This window comes from Dechloromonas denitrificans, from assembly GCF_001551835.1.
Taxonomy (GTDB): Bacteria; Pseudomonadota; Gammaproteobacteria; order Burkholderiales; family Rhodocyclaceae; genus Azonexus; species Azonexus denitrificans.
In genome coordinates, this window is record NZ_LODL01000007.1 from 258,849 (window position 1) to 279,427 (window position 20,579).

A 20,579-nucleotide genomic window follows, 5' to 3' on the forward strand; every position below is an offset into this window, starting at 1 on the left:
TGCTTAAGCAGCAGTCGTCTTGCGGACCAGCTTTTCCTTGATACGGGCAGACTTGCCAGAACGCTCGCGCAGGTAGTACAGCTTGGCGCGACGCACATCACCGCGACGCTTCACTTCAATGGAAGCAACCAGCGGGGAGTAGGACTGGAAAGTACGCTCGACACCTTCGCCAGAAGAAATCTTGCGAACGGTGAAAGCGGAGTTCAGGCCGCGGTTACGCTTGGCGATAACAACGCCTTCGTAAGCCTGCAGACGCTCGCGGTTACCTTCCTTGACCTTCACTTGCACGACAACGGTGTCGCCCGGTGCGAAGTCAGGGATGGTCTTGCCTAGACGGGCAATTTCTTCTTGCTCGAGTTGTTGAATCAGGTTCATGTGAGATCCTTTAATTTATAAACACTTACTCACCGCATTGCTCCTCTCCGACGATTTCCGTGAGGAGTTGCGTTTCCTCCGCGCTCAACACGCGGTGCGCCAGTAAATCCGGCCGGCGCTTCCGGGTCCGGGCCAGCGACTGTTTCAGCCGCCAGCGACGAATTCTTTTGTGGTCGCCGGACAGCAAGACCTCCGGCACTGCCTCGCCCTCGTAAATTTCTGGGCGGGTGTAATGCGGACAATCCAGCAAACCACCAACAAAGGAGTCTTCCACCGCCGAAGCGGCATCTCCCAGTACGCCCGGCAACTGGCGGACGACGGCATCAATCAGCACCATCGCCGGCAACTCGCCGCCGGAAAGCACAAAATCTCCGATCGAAATTTCTTCATCGACACAGCGCTCGATCAAACGCTCGTCAATTCCTTCATAGCGACCGCAAAGAAGGATCAATCCTTCATCACCGGTTGCCAGCTGCATCACCCGCTCATGGGTCAGCGACGCACCCTGTGGCGACAGGTAGATCACCCGGCTCTTCGCCCGACCTGCCTGACGCTGCGCTGCTTTCGCCGCGGCGATCGCCTTCTCCAGCGGCCCCGGCTGCATCAGCATGCCCGGTCCGCCGCCAAAGGGGCGGTCATCGACCCGCCGCCAGGCATTCTCGGCGAAATCGCGCGGATTCCAGCCTTGCCACTGCCAGCGCTGCTCTTCCAGCGCCCGCCGGGTAATACCACTCTGCGTTACAGCAACGAACATCTCCGGGAAGATGGTTATGCAGTCAAACCGGATCACCAGTCGCTGCCCCACTCCACCCGGATTCGTCCCGCTTCTTTGTCGACCGCCAGCACAACTGCCGCAACGAAAGGAACCAGGTGTTCGACATCGTCGTCACCAAGCACCCGCAAAACAGCATTGGCACCGGTTTCAAGCAAGCCAACCACTTTACCGAGTCGCTCGTCAGCCGTATTGATGACTTCCAGGCCGATCAAATCACCCCAGTAGAACTCATCTTCCTCGGTCGCCGGCAGGGCTGCCTGAGGTGCGCCAACCAACACGCCTTTCAAGGCCTCAGCAGCAGTTCGGTCATCGACACCATCAAGCAGGACAACCAAGCCATTACCGTGCACTTTCAGGCTTTTCAGCCCGCACTCACGCCACTGCTCGCCATCCCTGCTGATCCACCAGACGGGCATTTGCGCCCAGTCCAGCGGGTCGTCACCGAAAGCATGCAACTTCAGCCAGCCACGAATCCCGTAAGGGTCGGCGAGCCGCCCCAGAACGACGATATCGTTGCCAGTCAAAGCAAAAACAACTTAAGCAGCTTGTTGAGCAGCGTGTTGCTTGACCAGACGAGCAACGGTCGGGGAAAGCTGGGCACCATTCTGTTGCCAGTAGGTCAGGCGATCCACGGAGACGCGCAGGGACTCGGCATTACCGGAGGCAACCGGGTTGTAGAAACCGATACGCTCGACGAAACGGCCATCACGACGGTTACGGGAATCGGTAACAACCATGTTGTAGAACGGGCGCTTCTTGGCGCCACCACGGGCAAGACGGATAACAACCATGAGATTACTTTCGTAAGCTGGAAAAAAGACCGGTGATTATAGCGCTTAATCATGGAAAAACAAACCACTTAGCAGCCCGAATATCCCTGCACCTTTCAGCATTCAAAAGATACCGGCGATCAGGCCGGCGATAGCCGAAATGTAAATTTTTGTTTATCCTCGCCCGGCCATGAACAACCTACCCGAAACCCACGCACGACAACAGGGCGACGCCCACATCAAGAGCATTCTCGAATGGCTGGCTCTTGCTCATGGTCGCAACGACAGTGAAGATGCCGATCAACTGCATCGCCAAATAATCCTGTTGCGCGAAGCTGCGGTTCCGACTGCACAACGTATCAAACTGCTCGACCTGCTCTACGGCCAGGCCGAGCGGATCGTTAACGCCGAGTTGCCTGCCCTTCACGAAATATCGCTGCCCGTTTCGCGAAAACTGCGCCAGCGCGTGCGCACCGTTCTCGATCTTCTGGCCACCCTGACCCAAGACTATTTCAACTCGCTTGCTGTCTTGTTTGACCCACTGGGTAGCGAACTCGATCACTCACCGCAGACTACGCTGCGCCGTGTGATGCACTGCGTTGCCTGGCAGATCCGCATCAGCCAACTCGTCGCCTCGCCCTGCGGCATCGGCCTCTGGCAACAGATGCACTCGGCCTTCCGCAGCGCCCGCCGCCTAGGCCTGGCCGACACCCCAGGGCCGCGCGGCACGCGATCGATCCACCAGATTTACACCAGCACGCTACTTTCGGCCATTGCCCAACCCGCCTCATTTTGTTCGAGCGAACAGGACTTCATCTGCCAATACATCGAGCACAGAACTGAAGCAGTGGAACTATTCGATGAGCCGCCCCTCGATAGCAACGCGATTTTCTGGATCGACCTGGACAAGGACAGCCCCGCTCACGCGCTGATTCGGCGCATTCCATCGGCCGATATGCAGATTCTCTATTTTTGCTGCGACAATATTTCACGCTCTGCCCATGAACACCTGAACCAGTTGGAACAAGGCGCCAGCGCAGCCAGCATGGGCCTGCCTGCATTTGCCGAAACGCGCGCCGGCAAGGGCGTGCTCCGCAGACTGCAGAGCTTGTGGGGACAACCAGGGAAACGTAAATTTCCCCGCCGCCGCCAATCCTACCGCGTTCACCTGTGCACCGGCTTCGACAACCTCTGGCGACTGATCAAATCACCGGAAGCCGAGGTGGAATTGAGCGAATGGATGGTCACCAACGAAAGCCCGGATGGCTATGCATTGATGCACATGACAGGCCAGACCCACCAGTTGCGAGTCGGCGACATCACCGCTCTGCAGGCAATCGGCGACCGCACGGAGGCGGTGCCGCTGTGGCACATCTGTATCGTGCGCTGGGCGCTTTCGGAAAACCCCGAGCACATCGAACTGGGCCTGCAACTCCTCGCATCGCGTGCGCAAGCAGCTGAAATTGCCCAACCGCTCGAATTCGAATCGGGCAAAGTGGCCGCCCTGATTCTCCCCGAGACGCCACCATTACGGCACACCCAGTCACTTATCGTCCGGACCGGCGCCATCAAGGACACCAATCGCAAGATCATCGTCCTGCTGGAAAAAGAAAACCTGGAGATCCGCGAGCTGCGCCCGACCAGCCTTGAGGAACAGACAAGCAGCATCGAGGTATTCAGCGTCTCTTCGGATGAGTCAGCGTAGCTGCGATCAGGCCACCAATCAGCACGACCGCCCAGGACAGGTGAAGCCAGACCAGAAACACGGGGAAGGCAGCGAACGCACCATAGATACTTTTCAGCATGGCTGAACTGGCCAGATACAACTCGAAAATCTTCTGCATCGCAGAAAAAGCGAGCATCGCAAAAACCCCACCGGCCAAGGCTGCCCGCCGCGAAACATCGGCATTCGGTACCGCGTAGTAAAGAAACGAGAAGAACAGGCCAAGCAAGCCCATCGACACGGCCTTCAACAAAAAGCGGCGAATCCATACCGGCTCGTCAAACAACCCCAGCGAAGTGGTCACCGCAAAGGAGATCGCCAAGGCGACGGCACCGAGAATAAAGGGCCAGACCGCCATTACGAACGCATATAGACGCAGCCGTGCCAGGATCGGCCGCGGCTTAACCCGCCACAAATGGTTGAACGTCCGCTCGATGGTATTCATCAACAAAAAGGCCGTCACACTCAGCACCGCCAGACCAGCCACGGTCAACTGCTGTGCCTTGTGCGAAAACTTGCCAATATTCCCGGCGATAACCCCGGCGGCCCCGGTCGGCAACAGGGTCTCCTGCACCAACAAATCGAGGCGTTTGGTCAATAGGTCAAAATAGGGAATAGCCCCAGCCACCGCCAAAACGACCGTCACCAAGGGCACAAGCGCCATGAGCGTCGTAAAGGCCAGCGCCGCACTGGTCTGCATCATGTGTTCGCTCCGAAAGCGGTGCACAATGCCGGTCACCTGGTTCGAGTGCGAGCGTGTTTTTCGCTGACGGGAATGCATTTGCATGGGGCCGTATAATAGCCGACCATGCAAGATATCCTCGTCCTCTATTACAGCCACCGCGGCTCGGTTCGCGCCCTGGCCGAGCGGATCGCCCGCGGCATAGAATCGGTTCCCGGCTTTCAGGCTCGCCTGAGAACCGTACCTAGGGTTTCCACCGTCTGCGAAGCCAGCGAGCCAACGATTCCCGACAGCGGCGCCCCCTATGTCGAAACCATTGACCTGCACGAATGCACCGCCCTGGCCCTTGGCAGCCCGGTTCGTTTCGGCAACATGGCTGCGCCAATGAAATATTTCTGGGATGGCACCATTGCCGAATGGCAAAACGGCACCCTGGCCGGCAAACCCGCCGCAGTATTCACCTCGAGCGCCAGCCAGCATGGTGGCAATGAAAGCACGCTGGTTTCAATGATGCTACCGCTTCTGCATCACGGCATGCTGATCATGGGGCTGCCTTTTACCGAAGCTGAACTGGCCAACACCACAACCGGCGGCAGTCCCTACGGGGCAAGCCACGTTGCCGGCAGCAGTGGCAACTCCCAACTTTCCGATACAGAAAGCCGGCTTGCCTTTATCCAGGGCATGCGCCTGGCAAATCTGGCAAAAAAACTAGGTCAACCGTGACAGCCCATCGCTACCAAATCATTTCGAGCATCAGCCTGATTGCACTGATTTTTCTCTGCCTGTCCTGGGAAGGCTGGCTCGCGCCGCTCAAGCCGGGCGGTTCTTGGCTGATCCTCAAAGGCATTTTTCTGCTCGCCCCGCTCTTTGGCATCCTGCGCGGCAAACGATACACCTACAAATGGTTATCTCTTTTCATCCAGTTCTACTTGCTGGAGGGACTGACCCGGTCGACCAGCGAGCATGGCTTGTCGCAATGGCTGGCCATCGGCGAAACAATACTGGCCACCCTGCTCTTCGCAACGACAATACTGTTCATTCGCGCCACTCGCTCCCCAAAAGAGGAAAAGGCCGCCCAGTCAAGCTGATGCGGCCTTTCCGTTAAAGCAGCGTAGCAAACGTAGTTAGACGTCGCCCTGCGCCTTGACCTTGTCGAGACTGTAATACAGCTTGTTGAGCGCATTCAAGTATGAGCGCGCCGAGGCAATCACGATATCGGTATCGGCACCATTGCCATTGACGATTCGCCCCTCCTTGCCAAGACGGGTAGTTACCTCGCCCTGTGCATCCGTGCCAGTCGTGATCGCGTTCACCGAATAGAGCAGCAACTCGGCCCCGCTACCAACGATGCTCTCTATAGCCTTGAAGGTCGCATCCACCGGGCCACCACCCTCTGCTTCGCCTTTTTGCTCGACACCACCGACATTGAGGATCACTTTGGCATGAGGCATTTCCCCGGTTTCCGAACAAACATGCGAATAGACAAGTTTGTAATGGTCCTGCTCGGGCGTGACCACCTCATCTGAAACCAGAGCGTGCAAATCTTCATCGAATATTTCGTGCTTGCGATCAGCCAGATCCTTGAAGCGTGCGAACGCAGCATTCAATGCCTCATCGCTTTCCAGTTCAATCCCCAACTCCTGCAAGCGACTCTTGAAGGCATTGCGGCCGGAATGCTTGCCCAGCACGAGTTTGTTCTGCGCCCAACCGACATCCTGGGCCCGCATGATCTCGTAGGTTTCGCGATGCTTGAGCACGCCGTCCTGGTGAATACCAGACTCGTGGGCAAAGGCATTGGCACCGACCACTGCCTTGTTCGGCTGCACCGGGTAACCGGTAATCTGCGACACCAGCTTGGAGGCCGGCACAATCTGCGTGGTATCGATGCGCGTCTCGACCGGAAAGACATCGGCCCGCGTCCGCACCGCCATCACCACTTCTTCCAGTGAGGCATTACCGGCCCGCTCACCCAGACCATTGATGGTGCACTCGACCTGGCGAGCACCGGCCATCACCGCCGCCAGCGAGTTGGCGACAGCCAGACCGAGATCGTTGTGGCAATGTACCGACCAAACCACCTTGTCTGAATTCGGCACGCGTTCAATCAACTGCCGCAGCGTCTCGGCGTACTGCGAGGGAATGTTGTAGCCAACGGTATCCGGTACATTGATGGTGGTGGCTCCCGCCTTGATGACCTCTTCAAAGATCCGACAGAGGAAATCCAGCTCCGAACGCCCGGCATCTTCCGCTGAAAACTCAACATCAGCCGTGTATTCACGCGCCCAGCCAATCGACCGGATTGCCTGCTCGACCACCTGATCAGGCGTCATCCGCAATTTCTTCTCCATATGAATGGGAGAAGTTGCAATAAAGGTATGAATACGCCCCGATTTGGCCGGCCTAATCGCCTCGCCAGCCCGCCGAATATCATTTTCGTTGGCACGTGCCAGCGAACAAATCGTGGAGTCTTTGATAGCGTGCGAGATTGCCTGAATCGAATCGAAGTCACCGGGTGAAGCTGCGGCAAAACCAGCCTCAATAACATCGACCCGCATCTTCTCCAGCTGACGAGCCACGCGGATCTTCTCCTCGCGGGTCATCGATGCACCAGGACTCTGCTCCCCATCGCGGAGGGTGGTATCGAAAATCACCAGATGTTGTTTCATGCTCTGCTCCGAAATGTCATGCGACCTTGCGTTTGAACAATCCAATTGCGGCCAGCACATAGCCGGACAACCCATAAAGGACAAAGAAGCCGAACAAGGTCATTTCCGGACTGATCGAAACTAGGGCGAAGCCCAGGGCGATGGCGGCTATCACGAAAAATGGCACGCTCTTGCGCAGATTGATGTCCTTGAAACTGTAATAGCGAATATTGGAAACCATGGTGACGCCAGCAACCAGAGTCAGTCCACAGCCCAGCCAACGAACATCGCTGCCAGGCACGCCGGAAACGATCATTACCCAGACCAACCCGGCAACCAAGGCAGCAGCAGCCGGCGACGGCAAGCCCTGGAAGAAACGCTTGTCCACCACCTCCAGCGTCGTGTTGAAGCGGGCCAAACGCAAAGCCGCACCGGCACAATAGATAAAGGCGGCGATCCAGCCCAGGCGCCCCATGTCGCGTAGCGCCCATTCGTACATTACCAGGGCGGGCGCTGCGCCAAAACTCACCATATCCGACAGCGAGTCATATTCCGCACCGAAGGCAGACTGGGTATGGGTCAGGCGGGCCACACGGCCATCCAGACCATCAAGCACCATGGCGATGAAGATAGCCATCGCCGCCCGCTCGAAATCGCCCTGCATGGCCTGCACGATGGCAAAGAAACCGGCGAAGAGTGCCGCCGTGGTGAACAGGTTGGGCAGGACATAAATGCCGCGCCGCTTGAGTTCCGGATTAAACAGTGCTTTACGTGGCTTGAGTTCAGTCATCGATCACGACAATTTGGCCAGATGGGGCTTGCAAGGATACACCCTTGCCCACATCAAATTCCAGAAACGACAAGGGCGGTGCGAGATTCCACACCGCCCGAGAGCGAAGGCAGGGCAAGGCTGCCCTACCGGGCACAGAGCAAACTTAGTTCTTGGTTTGGTCGACCAGCTTGTTCTTCTTGATCCACGGCATCATGTCGCGCAGTTGGCCACCGACGGTTTCAATCGGGTGCACCGCGTTCAGACGGCGACGGGCCGTCATCGAAGGATAGTTGGTGCGGCCTTCCTGGATGAACATCTTGGCGTATTCGCCGGTCTGGATGCGCTTCAGTGCATTGCGCATGGCGGCACGGGATTCTTCGTTGATAACTTCAGGGCCAGTCACGTACTCGCCATACTCCGCGTTGTTGGAGATGGAGTAGTTCATGTTGGCGATACCACCTTCGTACATCAGGTCGACGATCAGCTTCAGCTCGTGCAGGCACTCGAAGTAGGCCATTTCCGGCGCGTAACCAGCTTCAGTCAGGGTCTCGAAGCCCATCTTGACCAGCTCGACGGCACCACCGCAGAGAACCGCCTGCTCACCGAACAGGTCGGTTTCGGTCTCTTCGCGGAAGTTGGTTTCGATGACGCCACCCTTGGTGCCGCCGTTGGCAGCAGCATAGGAAAGGGCGATGTCCTTGGCCTTGCCGGACTTGTCCTGGTAAACGGCGATCAGGGAGGGCACACCGCCACCCTTCAGGTACTCGGAACGCACGGTATGGCCGGGGCCCTTCGGGGCGACCATGATGACATCCACGTCTTCACGCGGCACAACCTGATTGTAATGGACGTTGAAGCCATGGGCGAAAGCCAGAGCGGCGCCCTTCTTCAGGTTCGGAGCAACTTCCTCGTTGTAGACTTGCGGAATGTTTTCGTCCGGCAGCAGGATCATGACGACGTCGGCACCCTTGACCGCCTTGGCGATCTCTTCAACCTTCAAGCCGGCCGCTTCGGCCTTCTTCCAGGAAGCACCATCCTTGCGCAGGCCAACGGTAACCTTGACGCCGGAATCCTTCAGATTCTGGGCGTGGGCGTGGCCTTGCGAACCGTAACCAACGATGGTGACCTTCTTGCCCTTGATCAGGGAGAGGTCGGCGTCCTTGTCGTAATAAACTTTCATGAAATCCTCTTTATGTACAGATAGTTAGACTTTTAGAATACGATCACCGCGACCGATGCCACAGACACCGGTACGGACGGTTTCGAGAATCAGGCCGGCATCGAGTGCGGCGATGAAGGAGTCGAGTTTGGAGCTTGCGCCGGTCAACTCGATCACATAGGTCGATTCCGTGACGTCAATGATGCGGCCACGGAAAATATCGGCCATCCGCTTCATCTCTTCGCGGTCTTTGCCGGTAGCGCGAACCTTGATCAGCATCAGTTCGCGCTCGACGTGCGCAGCTTCGGAGAGATCGACCACCTTGACAACATCAACCAGCTTGTTGAGCTGCTTGGTGATCTGCTCGAGCACCTCGTCGGAGCCCCAGGTCAGGATGGTCATCCGGGACAACGAGGGATCTTCCGTCGGTGCCACGGTCAGCGATTCAATGTTATAGCCACGTGCCGAGAACAGCCCGGCCACGCGGGAAAGCGCACCTGATTCGTTTTCGATCAGGATGGAAATGATGTGTCGCATATTCTTTTCCTTCCCCGCTTACAGATCTTCAGCGAGGATCATTTCGGTCAACCCCTTGCCGGCAGCGACCATCGGGAAGACGTTGGCACCCGGATCGATAATAAAGTCCATGAAGACCAGATCATTTTTGTGCTCGGTAAATGCCTTGCGCAATGCCGGCTCGACGTCTTCCGGCTTTTCGATCCGCATGCCGACGTGACCATAGGACTCGGCCAGTTTGACGAAATCCGGCAATGAAGTGACGTAGGACTGCGAGTAGCGCTTGGAGTAGAACATCTCCTGCCACTGACGCACCATGCCGAGCATGCCGTTGTTCAGATTGATGATCTTGATCGGCAGGCCATACTGCTTGCAGGTCGACAATTCCTGAATGCACATCTGGATTGAGCCTTCGCCGGTCACACAGGCGACCTGCGCCTCCGGATTAGCCATCAGAACCCCCATCCCGTAGGGCAGGCCGACACCCATGGTGCCCAGGCCACCGGAATTGATCCAGCGACGCGGCTTGTCAAACTTGTAATATTGCGCGGCAAACATCTGATGCTGGCCGACATCGGAGGTGACAAAGGCGTCACCTCCGGTCACTTCATAAAGCTTCTCGATGACGTACTGCGGCATGATGTGTTCAGCCAGCTTGTAACGCAGGGAGTCACGGCCGCGCCACTCGTCAATCTGCTTCCACCAGTCGGCCACGTCCGGATCCGTTTTGAATCCAGCGTCCATCAGTTTGAGCAATTCATCAAGCACGTCTGCGACATTACCGACGATCGGCACATCAACCTTGACGCGCTTGGAAATCGACGACGGATCGATGTCGATATGGATAACGCGACGCTTTTCACCGCTGAAGTGTTCGGGATTGCCGATCACGCGGTCGTCAAAACGGGCACCAATGGCCAGAATGACATCGGCGTAATGCATCGCATTATTCGCCTCAAAGGTGCCATGCATGCCGAGCATGCCGACAAACTGGGGGTCGGTCGCCGGATAGCCACCCAGCCCCATCAGCGTATTGGTGACCGGAAAATTCAGCTTGCGGGCCAGCTCGGTCAGCTTCTGCGCGGCGTCGGAGAGAATTACACCGCCACCGGTGTAGATGATCGGACGCTTGGCCTCCTGCAGCAGTTGCGCAGCCTTCTTTATCTGCCCCAGATGCCCCTTGACCACAGGGTTGTAGGAACGCATCTGGATGGTCTTCGGATAATCGAATTCGCAGAGCTGGGCGGTGATGTCCTTCGGGATATCAACCACCACCGGACCGGGCCGGCCGGTTGACGCGATATGGAAGGCCTTTTTGATCGTCACGGCCAAGTCCTTGACGTCCTTGACCAGGAAATTGTGCTTGACGCACGGACGGGTAATCCCGACCGTATCACATTCTTGGAAGGCATCCTGGCCAATGTATTGGGTCGGCACCTGACCACACAGTACAACCATTGGAATGGAGTCCATGTAAGCAGTAGCAATGCCGGTAACGGTATTAGTCACCCCAGGTCCGGAAGTGACCAGTGCGACACCGACGCGCTGCGAGGAGCGCGAGTAGGCATCAGCCGCATGAACAGCAGCCTGCTCGTGGCGAACCAGAACGTGCTTGACCTCGTCCTGCTTGAAAAGTGCATCATAAATGTGCAAAACGGACCCGCCTGGGTAACCGAACACACAATCGACCTTTTCTTCCTGCAGGCACCTGATTACAATTTCCGCACCGCTGATCATCATTCTTGAGCCCAAAAAAGCTGTTGCCTAAAAGGGCGTAACCTTAATCGACCGCCTCTTTTCGGTCAAGGTTTGCTGCCACTCCCTTATCATGCTCAAGGCTTTTACTGGAAGAGACGACCCTGGCTTCACCCCACGAACTATCGAGCTTTCTCGAATCCGTCGAACGTCGAGCATTCAAACAGGCCATGTTTGCGGTTCACGAAGAGGATGCCGCGCTGGATATTGTTCAAGACAGCATGCTAAAGCTCGCCGAAAAATACGGCGACCGCCCATCGGAAGAGTTTCCGATGCTCTTTCAACGCATCCTGCAGAACACCATTCGGGATTACTACCGGCGCAGCAAGGTCCGCTCGATGTGGACCACCCTGCTCTCCGCATTCTCCTCCGACGACGATGACGACTACGACCCACTGGAAACACTGGCGGCAGACGAAGACGATGCTGGCCCGAAAACCCCGGAAAGCAAGCTGCTGCAAGCCCAAACGCTGAACATCATTGATGGCGAAATAAAAAAGTTGCCGACACGTCAACGCGAAGCCTTCCTCATGCGTTATTGGGAAGACATGGACGTAGCCGAGACCGCGGCTGCGATGGGCTGCTCAGAAGGCAGCGTAAAAACCCATTGCTCACGCGCCACGCACGCGCTAGCAGCCGCCCTGTCGGCAAAAGGTATAAAGCTATGAATGAAGAACGTTACGCCTACCGCGTTCGGCAAGCGCTGAACCATGGATTGAAAGACTTTTCTCCGAGCACCTCGCGGCGCCTCGAAGCCGCGCGACATCTGGCGCTTTCCAAGCAAAAGCAACTCGCACCAAGCCTGGTCGTTGCCGGACACGGCTCGACATCGCTACGCCTTGGGCCAAGCGCGCCCTACGTCAAACAGATACTCGCCATTCTGGCGCTACTGCTCGGGATGTGGATTTCTTTTTATTGGCACAGCACTCAATACATCACTGAACTGGAAGAGGTCGATAGCGCCCTGCTCGCCGATGACATCCCACCCGAAGCTTTCATGGATAACGATTTTCTCGAATGGCTAAAAGACGATTCATCGGAGGAGTAATCCTCGCCCTGGCACTGATTGGCTCCGTCATAGCCGAACCGCCCACCACAGTGGTTATTGGCACGCTGCCGCAACCTGGCTGGGATTCACTCAGCCCACCTCAGAAGTCCATTCTGGCTCCCTTGGCTGCAGACTGGAACAGCATGGAGAATTTGCCACGCAAGAAATGGCTGGGCATTGCCGAGCGCTATCCAAACATGAAACCCGATGAACAGCGCCGCATTCAGCAGCGCATGCGCGAATGGGCAAGCCTGACCCCAGAACAACGCAGCAAGGTGCGTGGCACCTATAAGGACTTCAACCAATTGCCCCCTGAGCAAAAGGCCGTTGTAAAGCAGAAATGGGAGGCCTATTCAAACCTGCCATCGGACGAGAAACAACGCATTCGCGAAAGCGGGAAATCCGGGAAACTACTCCAACCGGCACCACCCACCGAGGCAGCCCCCCCCTCCGTCAGCCAGTCAGCCGATGGCTCAAGCGAAGCACCTACAGAAACGGCAAAACCCTGATGCCAGCGAACTCCCCCGGCATCGGCCGCCGTCTGGCCTGCATGCTTTATGAAAGTTTGGTGGTCTTTGCCGTTCTGCTGATCGGCTTCTTGTTGCCACAAATCCTGCTGTCCGGTTTTGGCATGGTCATGAGCGCAAAGCTACTTTGGGTTCATGTATTTCTTCTGCTGATGCTGTATTTCGTCTGGTTCTGGCTGAATGGCGGGCAGACCTTGCCAATGAAGACTTGGAAAATACGCTTGGTCGGCCTCGACGATCACGCCATCCGCCCGGGTCAAGCGCTATTGCGCTACCTCGCAGCGTGGCCAGGGATTGCCTTTTTCGGTTGTGGGATATTTTGGGCACTGTTCGACAAGGATGGGCAATTCCTGCATGACCGGATTGCCGGCACGAAAATCGTTACGGCCAGCACCTGATTAGCGCCGCTCGACCCACCATAGCATTCCGACAGCCGCCATCAGGAACAAGGCAGAGGGCACCGTTGCGCTAGCAAATGGCGGCCAGGCATTGATGACGCCCAGGTTGGAAAACAAGCCATTCAGCGCATAAAAAAGAATGCCTAGCATAACGCCGCCAAATATTTTCAAACTGACGCCACCGACCCGGTTGTGGGAATAGCCAAAAGGCAGAGCCAGCGCCACCATCACCAGCGCAGCCAACGGATAGATCAGTTTTTTCCAGATCGCAATTTCATAGCGCTCTGTTTTTTGGTGGTTATCAAGCAAATGCTGCGTGTAATTCAACAAGCCAAACAAGGACATACGCTCTGGCGCCACCATCAAAACCGCCAGTAAATCAGGGTTGACCGCAGACTGCCACTCGGCGGCATCCATCCGCTCCACGCGCGACGTATCACCTTCAAGTATCGTTCTGACCACGCCTTTCAATATCCAGCGTTCCGGCGGCTGGAATAACGCCTCCTCGACATCAGTCACCGACTCAAGAGCATTGGTCGCGTCAAACTTGTAAATGCGCACTCCATGCAGGCGCGCATCCGGCGTTGCCTTGCGAATATTGATAAAACTACGCCCATCCTTGACCCACAAACCACTATCGAATCCACTCTGGGCGATCACCCGACTCAGCGCCTTGGCCCGAATCTCCTGCGCCAAGCGCTCGGAAAACGGGACGAGTCCCTCTCCGACCACAAAGGTCAGCAAGGCGAGCAGACCGGCCACCCGAAACAAGGTCATCAGCAGGTCACGCGTTGCCAAACCGGACGCTCGCAGCACCGTAATTTCAGAATGGCGCGCCAAGGTCGAGAGGGCATACAAAGTACCGATCAGCGCTGCAATCGGGATCAACTCGTAGATCAACCCCGGCAGGCTAAGTGCCACAAAGACAACGGCGTGCCCCAGTTGATAGCCGTTCTTGCCAACACTGCGCAATTCATTGATCAAGTCAAAAAAACTGAACAGCGCCAGGAAAGCGGCGAGGACCAGAAAGACGGCAGCAAAAGTTTCGCGCATCAAATAGCGCTGGTAGAGATTGAGACGGAACATCAGGACTGTCTCCGCTGCCAGGGCATCCGCACGGCGATCCGCCTGTAGAAAAGCAGCAGCAGCGGCAACAGCATCAGCGCATGTACCGCCCAGACGCCAATCCAGAACGAAAGCTTCCCTTGGGCCACCCAAGCCTGGCTAACTGAAATCAGATTGCTGTAAATGGCGTAAATCAGGATCGCGATCAGCATATTTGCCGAACGACCGGCGCGTGGATTGACAAAAGATAGCGGAATGGCAAGAAAAGCCAGGATCAGCGCCGAAACCGGCATCCCGATACGCCACACCAACTCGCCCCGAGCCTGCAAGCTATCTTCCAGAATCAACTCGTTGATTGGCAAACGATTCGGCGAGCGCTCTGCCGGCCTGGCCTCTGCATCTTCGGTGCGCACCCGATAACGCTCGAATTCCATCACCTTGAACTCCGGCGTACCGGGCTCCACCTCGTAGCGCCGCCCATGCTCAAGTACCACGAAACGGTCTCCATTCTCGGCAAATTCCTGATAGCCGGAGTTGGACATCACGACCCCGAGCTTGCCCTCCTGGACCGAAGCCACGAAGACATTGCCAACCTGGCTGGCATCTTCGGCCAGCGCCTCGACAAAGAAAACCCGCTCACCTTTCTTGGCCTCCCGAAAGGTTCCCGGCGAGACCTGCGAAACATCGCTGCGAGCAGACAGTTTCTGCCGATACTCGGCGGTGTTGTAATTGGCCCAAGGCGACAAAAAGCCGGCCAGCACCGCAATGGCAAAGACGATCGGCAGCGAAAACCGTAGAACGGGTCGCATCCAGGCCGTCAGTGGCTGGCCGCAGGAAAACCAGACAACCATCTCAGAATCACGATAGGCGCGCGACAAACTAAGCAGAATTGCCACGAAAAGCGTCAACGACAGCAGAATGGGCATGAAATTCAATGCCGCAAAGCCAAGCAGCGAGGCGACCGCTTCAGGCGCGACGCGGCCGCCCGCTGCATCTTTCAGCAGTCGGATCAACTGGGTAGAAGTCAGGATAGCCAGCAAGGCAACACTAATGCCGGCGGCTGCCTGAGCGAACTCGCGCCGGGCGGCGCGCTCGAATATCATGCTTTGACGAAACCGAAAAAATGCGAGGATAATCCCTCAAATACTGATATTTCCTTGATCAGGAGCAGCCTGTGGAATTTAGCATAAAAAGCGGTAGCCCGGAAAAGCAGCGTAGCGCCTGCGTGGTCGCCGGGGTTTTCGATTCGCGGAAGCTTACCCTGCCGGCCGAATTGCTCGACAAGGCAGCAAATGGCTATATTTCCGACATCATTCGGCGCGGCGACATGGAAGGCAAGGCAGGCACCACGCTGCTTCTGCACAATGTCCCCGGCACATTATGCGATCGCGTCCTGCTGGTTGGCTTGGGCAAGGAAAAGGACTTCCGCGAAAAGGAATTCGGCAATGCCGTCCGCACCGCGGTCAAGACGCTGAACGAAACCGGTGCCTTCGACGCCTCCATTTTCCTGACTGAACTCGCCGTCAAGAAACGCAGTGTCGCCTGGCGAGTTCGCCAGACGGCGATTGCCGCACTGGACGCAACCTACAAGTTCGACCAGTTCAAGAGCAAGAAGGACGAAGTCCGCCGCCCACTGCGCAAACTGACCCTGGGCGTCGAGCGCCGCAACGAATTGGGGCTGGCCGAAGAGGCGCTGAGCCAGGGCATCGCCATTGCCGAAGGCATGGCGCTGGCCAAGACACTCGGCAACCTGCCGCCCAATATCTGCCACCCCAGCTATCTCGCCGAGCAGGCGCAGGCGATGGCGGCCGAGTTCGGGCTGGGCTGTGAGATTCTCGAACGAGCCGACATGGAAAAGCTCGGCATGCATTCGCTGCTCGCCGTTGCGCATGGTTCGCATCAACCGCCCAAACTGATCGTGCTCAGCTACCAGGGCGGCAAGGCCGGTGACAAACCGATTGTCCTGGTTGGCAAAGGCGTCACTTTCGACACCGGCGGCATTTCGCTGAAGCCCTCGGCCGAGATGGACGAGATGAAATACGACATGTGCGGCGCCGCCAGTGTACTCGGCACCATTCAGGCGGTCGCCCGCATGGCGCTGCCGATCAACCTGACCGTCGTCGTCCCGGCCACCGAGAACATGCCGGGCGGCAGCGCCAGCCGACCGGGCGACATCGTCACCTCGATGTCCGGTCAGACCATCGAGATTCTCAACACCGATGCCGAAGGTCGCCTGATCCTCTGCGACGCGCTGACCTACGCCGAGCGCTTCGAGCCGGATACCGTCATTGACGTGGCGACGCTGACCGGCGCCTGCGTCGTCGCGCTGGGCAACATTGCCACCGGCCTCTTCGCCAACAAGGATGCCCTTGCCCGCGAATTGCTCGATGCCGGTGACGAAGCCCACGATCGCGCCTGGCACATGCCGCTGTGGGACGATTACCAGGAACTGCTGAAAAGTCCGTTTGCCGACATGGGCAATATCGGTGGCCGCTGGGGCGGCTCGATTACCGCCGCCTGCTTCCTGTCGCGCTTCACCAAGAAATTCGAGTGGGCCCACCTCGATATCGCCGGCACCGCCTGGAAATCCGGGGCCGACAAGGGCGCTACCGGGCGCCCTGTGCCGCTGCTCACCCACTACCTGCTGCAACGCGCCGGCAAGCTCAATTGACCCAGGTCTTCTTCTACCACGGCGCCTCGGACCGCATAGCCGCAGCCTGCGCCTTGCTCGGCGGGGCTTACGCCAAAGGCAAGGCGATGCTGGTTTATGCCCCCGAAAAAGAGGTCGCCAGCAGTGTCGACCGCATGCTTTGGACGCACCCCGCCCTCAGCTTCGTGCCGCACTGCTCGGCCGACTCGCCACTGGCCGCCGAAACGCCGATCCTGATCACCGACACGCTGGAATCGGTAGCGCAGGATGAACGGCTGATGAATCTCAGCCGCGAGATTCCACCGGGCTTCTCACGCTTCCAGAACCTGATCGAGGTCGTCGGCCAGGAAGAAGCCGACCGCAACGCGGCCCGCGAACGCGTCAAGTTCTACAAGGATCGCGGTTACGAGGTGCGTTATTTCGACCTCAGCGATCGCTAGGAAACGCCGGTGCCCAGCCCCATCCTCGCCCGAGCCGATGCCTTGATGCAGCGCCGCCGCCAAGGCGGTGGCGAACTCGATGAAATCCCCGTTCTCACCGATACGGTGGATAACGATGACGACATTCCGGTGCTGCTCGATGCCGAAATACCAGCCCCCGTCGTCGAACCGGAGGCCGAGCCCGAACCCGCCGGCGAGGTCGCCGAAGAAGCACTTCCGCCGCCGGCTTTTGACACTGCCGCGCGTGATGCCCTGGCCCACGAACTGGCGCGCCGCGTCGAACAGCGCCTGGCTGCCGAACTGCCGCGCCTCATCGAATCAACCCTGCGCGATTTCCTGGCCGAGCAGGAAATGATCGACACACTGCAACCGCCCAACTGAGATCGCGGCGAAGCAGGGGCTACGCTCCGGTATAATTTTGGGTTTTCCCCTTTTCCGACAAGCCCATGGAACTCGCCAAAGCCTTTGAACCAGCCGATATCGAACGCCGCTGGTACCCCGAGTGGGAAGCCCAAAATTACTTCGCTGCCGGCGTCGACCGCAGCAAATCCGATAATTTCTGCATCCTGCTGCCGCCGCCCAACGTCACCGGCACGCTGCACATGGGCCACGGCTTCAACCAGACGATCATGGACGCGCTCACCCGTTACTACCGGATGCGCGGCCACAACACGCTGTGGCAACCGGGCACCGACCACGCCGGCATCGCAACGCAGATCGTCGTCGAGCGCCAACTCGATGCGCAAGGCATCAGCCGCCACGATCTCGGCCGCGAGAAGTTCCTGGAAAAGGTCTGGGAATGGAAGGAATACTCCGGCGGCACGATTACCCGCCAGATGCGCCGGATGGGCACCAGCCCGGACTGGAAGCGCGAGCGCTTCACGATGGATGCCGGCCTCAACAAAGTCGTCACCGAGACTTTCGTCCGCCTGTTCAACGAAGGCCTGATCTACCGCGGCAAGCGCCTGGTGAACTGGGACCCGAAGCTGAATACCGCCGTTTCCGACCTCGAAGTCGTCCAGGAGGAAGAAGACGGCTTCATGTGGCACATCCGCTACCCGCTGGCTGACGGCAGCGATAGCCTGGTCGTCGCCACCACCCGACCGGAAACCATGCTCGGCGACACCGCCGTGATGGTTCATCCGGAAGACGAGCGCTACAAGCACATGATCGGCAAGATGGTGAAACTGCCACTGACCGAGCGCGAAATTCCGATCATCGCCGACTCCTACGTCGATCTCGAATTCGGTACCGGCTGCGTCAAGGTCACGCCGGCGCACGACTTCAACGACTATGCCGTCGGCCAGCGCCACGGCCTGCCGCTGATCTCGATCCTGACGCTGGATGCCAAGATCAACGACAACGCGCCGGAAAAATATCGCGGCCTCGACCGCTTCGACGCCCGCAAGGCCGTCGTCGCCGACCTCGAAGCCCTCAGCATTCTGGAAAAGACCGACAAGCACAAGCTCAAGGTGCCACGCGGCGACCGGACCAATGTCGTCATCGAGCCGATGCTGACCGACCAGTGGTTCGTCGCCATGTCGAAGCCGGGCGAGGACGGCAAGTCGATCACGGAAAAGGCCCTTGAGGTCGTCCATTCCGGCGAAATCAAGTTCTACCCGGAAAACTGGGTCAATACCTATAACCAGTGGCTGAACAACATCCAGGACTGGTGTATCTCCCGCCAACTGTGGTGGGGCCACCAGATTCCGGCCTGGTACGGCGACAATGGCCAGATTTTCGTCGCCCACAGCGAAGAAGAAGCCAAGGCCGCAGCCGCCAAGCAGGGCTACAGCGGGCCGCTCAAGCGTGACGACGACGTCCTCGACACCTGGTTCTCTTCCGCCCTGTGGCCGTTCTCGACGTTGGACTGGACCGGCGACGAAGCGATCGACGCGGTCAACCCGCTGTTGCAGCAATATTTGCCCTCCTCGGTGCTGGTCACCGGTTTCGACATCATCTTCTTCTGGGTCGCCCGCATGGTCATGATGACCAAGCAGATCACCGGCCAAATCCCGTTCAAGCACGTTTATGTGCACGGCCTGATCCGCGACGGCGAAGGCCAGAAGATGTCGAAGTCGAAGGGCAACGTGCTCGACCCGATCGACCTGATCGACGGCATCGGCCTCGAAGCGCTGATCGAAAAGCGCACCACCGGCCTGATGAACCCGAAGCAGGCGGAAAGCATCGCCAAGAAGACCAAGAAGGAATTCCCGGAAGGCATCGCCTCCTTCGGTACCGATGCGCTGCGCTTCACTTTCGCCAGTCTCGCCAGCCCCGGCCGCGACATCAAGTTCGACCTCGGCCGCTGCGACGGCTACCGCAATTTCTGCAACAAGCTGTGGAACGCCACCCGCTTCGTGCTGATGAACGTCGAAGGCCACGATCTGGCGCTGGAACACCAGCAAGGCGGCCCGGCCTGCGGTGGTTCCGCCCCGCTCGAGTTCTCCTTCGCCGACCGCTGGATCGTCAGCCAGTTGCAACGCGTCGAGCAGGAAGTCGAGCGCCACTTCACCGACTACCGTTTCGACCTGATCGCCCAGACCATCTACAAGTTCGTCTGGGACGAGTTCTGCGACTGGTACCTGGAAATCGCCAAGGTCGAGATCCAGACCGGCAACGATGCCCAGCAGCGCGGCGCCCGTCGGACTCTGGTGCGCACTCTGGAAGCCGTGCTGCGTCTGGCCCATCCGCTGATTCCGTTCATCACCGAAGAACTGTGGCAGACCGTCGCGCCGATCGCCGGCCGCAAGACGCATGACTCGATCATGCTTGCCGCCTACCCGCGCGCCGAAGAGTTCAAGATCGACCCGGCTTCGGAAGCCAAGGTCGAACGCCTGAAGGCCCTGGCCTACGCGACCCGCAACCTGCGCGGCGAGATGAACGTCTCGCCGGCTCTGCGCATGCCGCTGCTGGTCGCCGGTGGCGGCGCCGAAATTGGCGAGTTCGCCGCCATCCTGCAAGCTCTGGGTAAGCTGTCCGAGGTACAAATCGTCGACGACATGCCGGCCGATGCCATGGCCCCGGTCGCCGTGGTCGGCGAAACCCGCCTGATGCTGAAGGTGGAGATCGACGTCGCTGCTGAAAAGATTCGTCTGGCCAAGGAAATCGAAAAGCTGGAAAAGCAGATTTCGATCGCCCAAGGCAAGCTCAGCAACGAAGGTTTCGTCGCCCGCGCCCCGGCCGCCGTGATCGATCAGGAAAAGCAGCGGGTCGCCGATTTCACGGCGACGCTGGAACAACTCAAGCCCCAGTTGGCAAAACTGGGCTAACCAAGGA

The 20,579-nt window shown here is 58.2% G+C and carries 23 protein-coding genes; 11 read left to right on the forward strand and 12 right to left on the reverse strand.

The features are described 5' to 3' along the window. Nucleotides 1–3 precede the first annotated feature (3 nt). Genes rplS through rpsP form a run of 4 tightly spaced genes read right to left on the reverse strand, consistent with a single transcriptional unit; the run spans nt 4 to nt 1,941 of the window. Nucleotides 4–375: a 50S ribosomal protein L19 gene (gene rplS, locus AT959_RS03770; RefSeq protein WP_066880744.1), complete on the reverse strand. Its 372-nt coding sequence runs from the start codon at nt 373–375 to the stop codon at nt 4–6. Between the two features lie 25 nt (nt 376–400). Further along, complete coding sequence (gene trmD / locus AT959_RS03775) at nt 401–1,165, reverse strand: tRNA (guanosine(37)-N1)-methyltransferase TrmD (RefSeq protein WP_205629822.1); 765 nt, start codon at nt 1,163–1,165, stop codon at nt 401–403. Then, nucleotides 1,162–1,674, reverse strand: coding sequence for a ribosome maturation factor RimM (gene rimM / locus AT959_RS03780; protein ID WP_066880746.1), 513 nt, complete (start codon nt 1,672–1,674; stop codon nt 1,162–1,164). Before rimM ends, trmD begins: the two co-directional genes overlap by 4 nt. Nucleotides 1,675–1,686: 12 nt before the next feature. Beyond that, on the reverse strand, nt 1,687–1,941 hold the full coding sequence (gene rpsP / locus AT959_RS20310; RefSeq protein WP_083518189.1) for a 30S ribosomal protein S16: 255 nt from the start codon (nt 1,939–1,941) through the stop codon (nt 1,687–1,689). A 169-nt stretch (nt 1,942–2,110) separates the two neighbouring features. Here rpsP and AT959_RS03790 point away from each other — a divergent pair, with 169 nt between their 5' ends. After that, complete coding sequence (locus AT959_RS03790; protein WP_066880750.1) at nt 2,111–3,625, forward strand: hypothetical protein; 1,515 nt, start codon at nt 2,111–2,113, stop codon at nt 3,623–3,625. On the opposite strand, the gene AT959_RS03795 is transcribed toward AT959_RS03790, so the two are convergent. Further along, the gene (locus AT959_RS03795; RefSeq protein WP_066880753.1) at nt 3,597–4,346 is read right to left on the reverse strand and encodes a YhjD/YihY/BrkB family envelope integrity protein; all 750 of its coding nucleotides are present in this window, start codon (nt 4,344–4,346) and stop codon (nt 3,597–3,599) included. The two genes, AT959_RS03790 and AT959_RS03795, sit on opposite strands and share 29 nt — an antisense overlap. Before the next feature lie 105 nt (nt 4,347–4,451). On the opposite strand from AT959_RS03795, the gene wrbA reads away from it, so the two are divergent. Continuing rightward, the gene (wrbA, locus tag AT959_RS03800; protein WP_066880755.1) at nt 4,452–5,048 is read left to right on the forward strand and encodes an NAD(P)H:quinone oxidoreductase; all 597 of its coding nucleotides are present in this window, start codon (nt 4,452–4,454) and stop codon (nt 5,046–5,048) included. After that, nucleotides 5,045–5,413, forward strand: coding sequence for a DUF2069 domain-containing protein (locus AT959_RS03805; RefSeq protein ID WP_066880758.1), 369 nt, complete (start codon nt 5,045–5,047; stop codon nt 5,411–5,413). Before wrbA ends, AT959_RS03805 begins: the two co-directional genes overlap by 4 nt. Before the next feature lie 36 nt (nt 5,414–5,449). On the opposite strand, the gene AT959_RS03810 is transcribed toward AT959_RS03805, so the two are convergent. The 5 genes from AT959_RS03810 to ilvB form a co-directional block, all read right to left on the reverse strand. Then, nucleotides 5,450–6,991: a 2-isopropylmalate synthase gene (locus AT959_RS03810; protein ID WP_066880760.1), complete on the reverse strand. Its 1,542-nt coding sequence runs from the start codon at nt 6,989–6,991 to the stop codon at nt 5,450–5,452. A gap of 16 nt (nt 6,992–7,007) precedes the next feature. Next, the gene (gene pssA / locus AT959_RS03815; protein WP_066880762.1) at nt 7,008–7,760 is read right to left on the reverse strand and encodes a CDP-diacylglycerol--serine O-phosphatidyltransferase; all 753 of its coding nucleotides are present in this window, start codon (nt 7,758–7,760) and stop codon (nt 7,008–7,010) included. A gap of 145 nt (nt 7,761–7,905) precedes the next feature. Beyond that, nucleotides 7,906–8,922, reverse strand: coding sequence for a ketol-acid reductoisomerase (gene ilvC / locus AT959_RS03820; RefSeq protein WP_066880764.1), 1,017 nt, complete (start codon nt 8,920–8,922; stop codon nt 7,906–7,908). 24 nt (nt 8,923–8,946) lie between these two features. After that, a complete protein-coding gene (ilvN, locus tag AT959_RS03825; protein WP_066880766.1) occupies nt 8,947–9,438 on the reverse strand; it encodes an acetolactate synthase small subunit in 492 nt (163 codons plus the stop codon). Nucleotides 9,439–9,456: 18 nt separating this feature from the next. Continuing rightward, nucleotides 9,457–11,157, reverse strand: coding sequence for a biosynthetic-type acetolactate synthase large subunit (ilvB, locus tag AT959_RS03830; RefSeq protein WP_066880768.1), 1,701 nt, complete (start codon nt 11,155–11,157; stop codon nt 9,457–9,459). A 119-nt stretch (nt 11,158–11,276) separates the two neighbouring features. On the opposite strand from ilvB, the gene AT959_RS03835 reads away from it, so the two are divergent. The 4 genes from AT959_RS03835 to AT959_RS03850 are packed head-to-tail and all read left to right on the forward strand — an operon-like array spanning nt 11,277 to nt 13,145. Further along, on the forward strand, nt 11,277–11,840 hold the full coding sequence (locus tag AT959_RS03835; RefSeq protein WP_066880770.1) for an RNA polymerase sigma factor: 564 nt from the start codon (nt 11,277–11,279) through the stop codon (nt 11,838–11,840). Continuing rightward, the gene (locus AT959_RS03840; RefSeq protein WP_066880772.1) at nt 11,837–12,220 is read left to right on the forward strand and encodes a DUF3619 family protein; all 384 of its coding nucleotides are present in this window, start codon (nt 11,837–11,839) and stop codon (nt 12,218–12,220) included. Before AT959_RS03835 ends, AT959_RS03840 begins: the two co-directional genes overlap by 4 nt. Further along, entirely contained in the window at nt 12,190–12,729 is a 540-nt protein-coding gene (locus AT959_RS20315; protein ID WP_083518204.1) for a DUF3106 domain-containing protein, read from the forward strand. The genes AT959_RS03840 and AT959_RS20315 overlap by 31 nt, the downstream gene beginning before the upstream one ends. After that, complete coding sequence (locus AT959_RS03850) at nt 12,729–13,145, forward strand: RDD family protein (RefSeq protein ID WP_066880774.1); 417 nt, start codon at nt 12,729–12,731, stop codon at nt 13,143–13,145. The genes AT959_RS20315 and AT959_RS03850 overlap by 1 nt, the downstream gene beginning before the upstream one ends. On the opposite strand, the gene lptG is transcribed toward AT959_RS03850, so the two are convergent. After that, complete coding sequence (gene lptG / locus AT959_RS03855; RefSeq protein WP_066880776.1) at nt 13,146–14,231, reverse strand: LPS export ABC transporter permease LptG; 1,086 nt, start codon at nt 14,229–14,231, stop codon at nt 13,146–13,148. Continuing rightward, complete coding sequence (lptF, locus tag AT959_RS03860; RefSeq protein WP_066880778.1) at nt 14,231–15,313, reverse strand: LPS export ABC transporter permease LptF; 1,083 nt, start codon at nt 15,311–15,313, stop codon at nt 14,231–14,233. Before lptF ends, lptG begins: the two co-directional genes overlap by 1 nt. Before the next feature lie 71 nt (nt 15,314–15,384). Between lptF and AT959_RS03865 the strand changes: the two genes are divergently transcribed. From AT959_RS03865 to AT959_RS03880, 4 genes are all read left to right on the forward strand, one after another. Then, the gene (locus AT959_RS03865; RefSeq protein ID WP_066880780.1) at nt 15,385–16,881 is read left to right on the forward strand and encodes a leucyl aminopeptidase; all 1,497 of its coding nucleotides are present in this window, start codon (nt 15,385–15,387) and stop codon (nt 16,879–16,881) included. Further along, nucleotides 16,878–17,300 carry a DNA polymerase III subunit chi gene (locus AT959_RS03870; protein ID WP_066880781.1) on the forward strand — a complete coding sequence of 141 codons (423 nt, stop codon included), beginning with the start codon at nt 16,878–16,880 and terminating at the stop codon, nt 17,298–17,300. The genes AT959_RS03865 and AT959_RS03870 overlap by 4 nt, the downstream gene beginning before the upstream one ends. Before the next feature lie 9 nt (nt 17,301–17,309). After that, nucleotides 17,310–17,681 carry a hypothetical protein gene (locus AT959_RS03875; protein ID WP_066880783.1) on the forward strand — a complete coding sequence of 124 codons (372 nt, stop codon included), beginning with the start codon at nt 17,310–17,312 and terminating at the stop codon, nt 17,679–17,681. Between the two features lie 65 nt (nt 17,682–17,746). Next, on the forward strand, nt 17,747–20,572 hold the full coding sequence (locus AT959_RS03880; RefSeq protein WP_066880785.1) for a valine--tRNA ligase: 2,826 nt from the start codon (nt 17,747–17,749) through the stop codon (nt 20,570–20,572). The last annotated feature ends 7 nt before the right edge of the window (nt 20,573–20,579 follow it).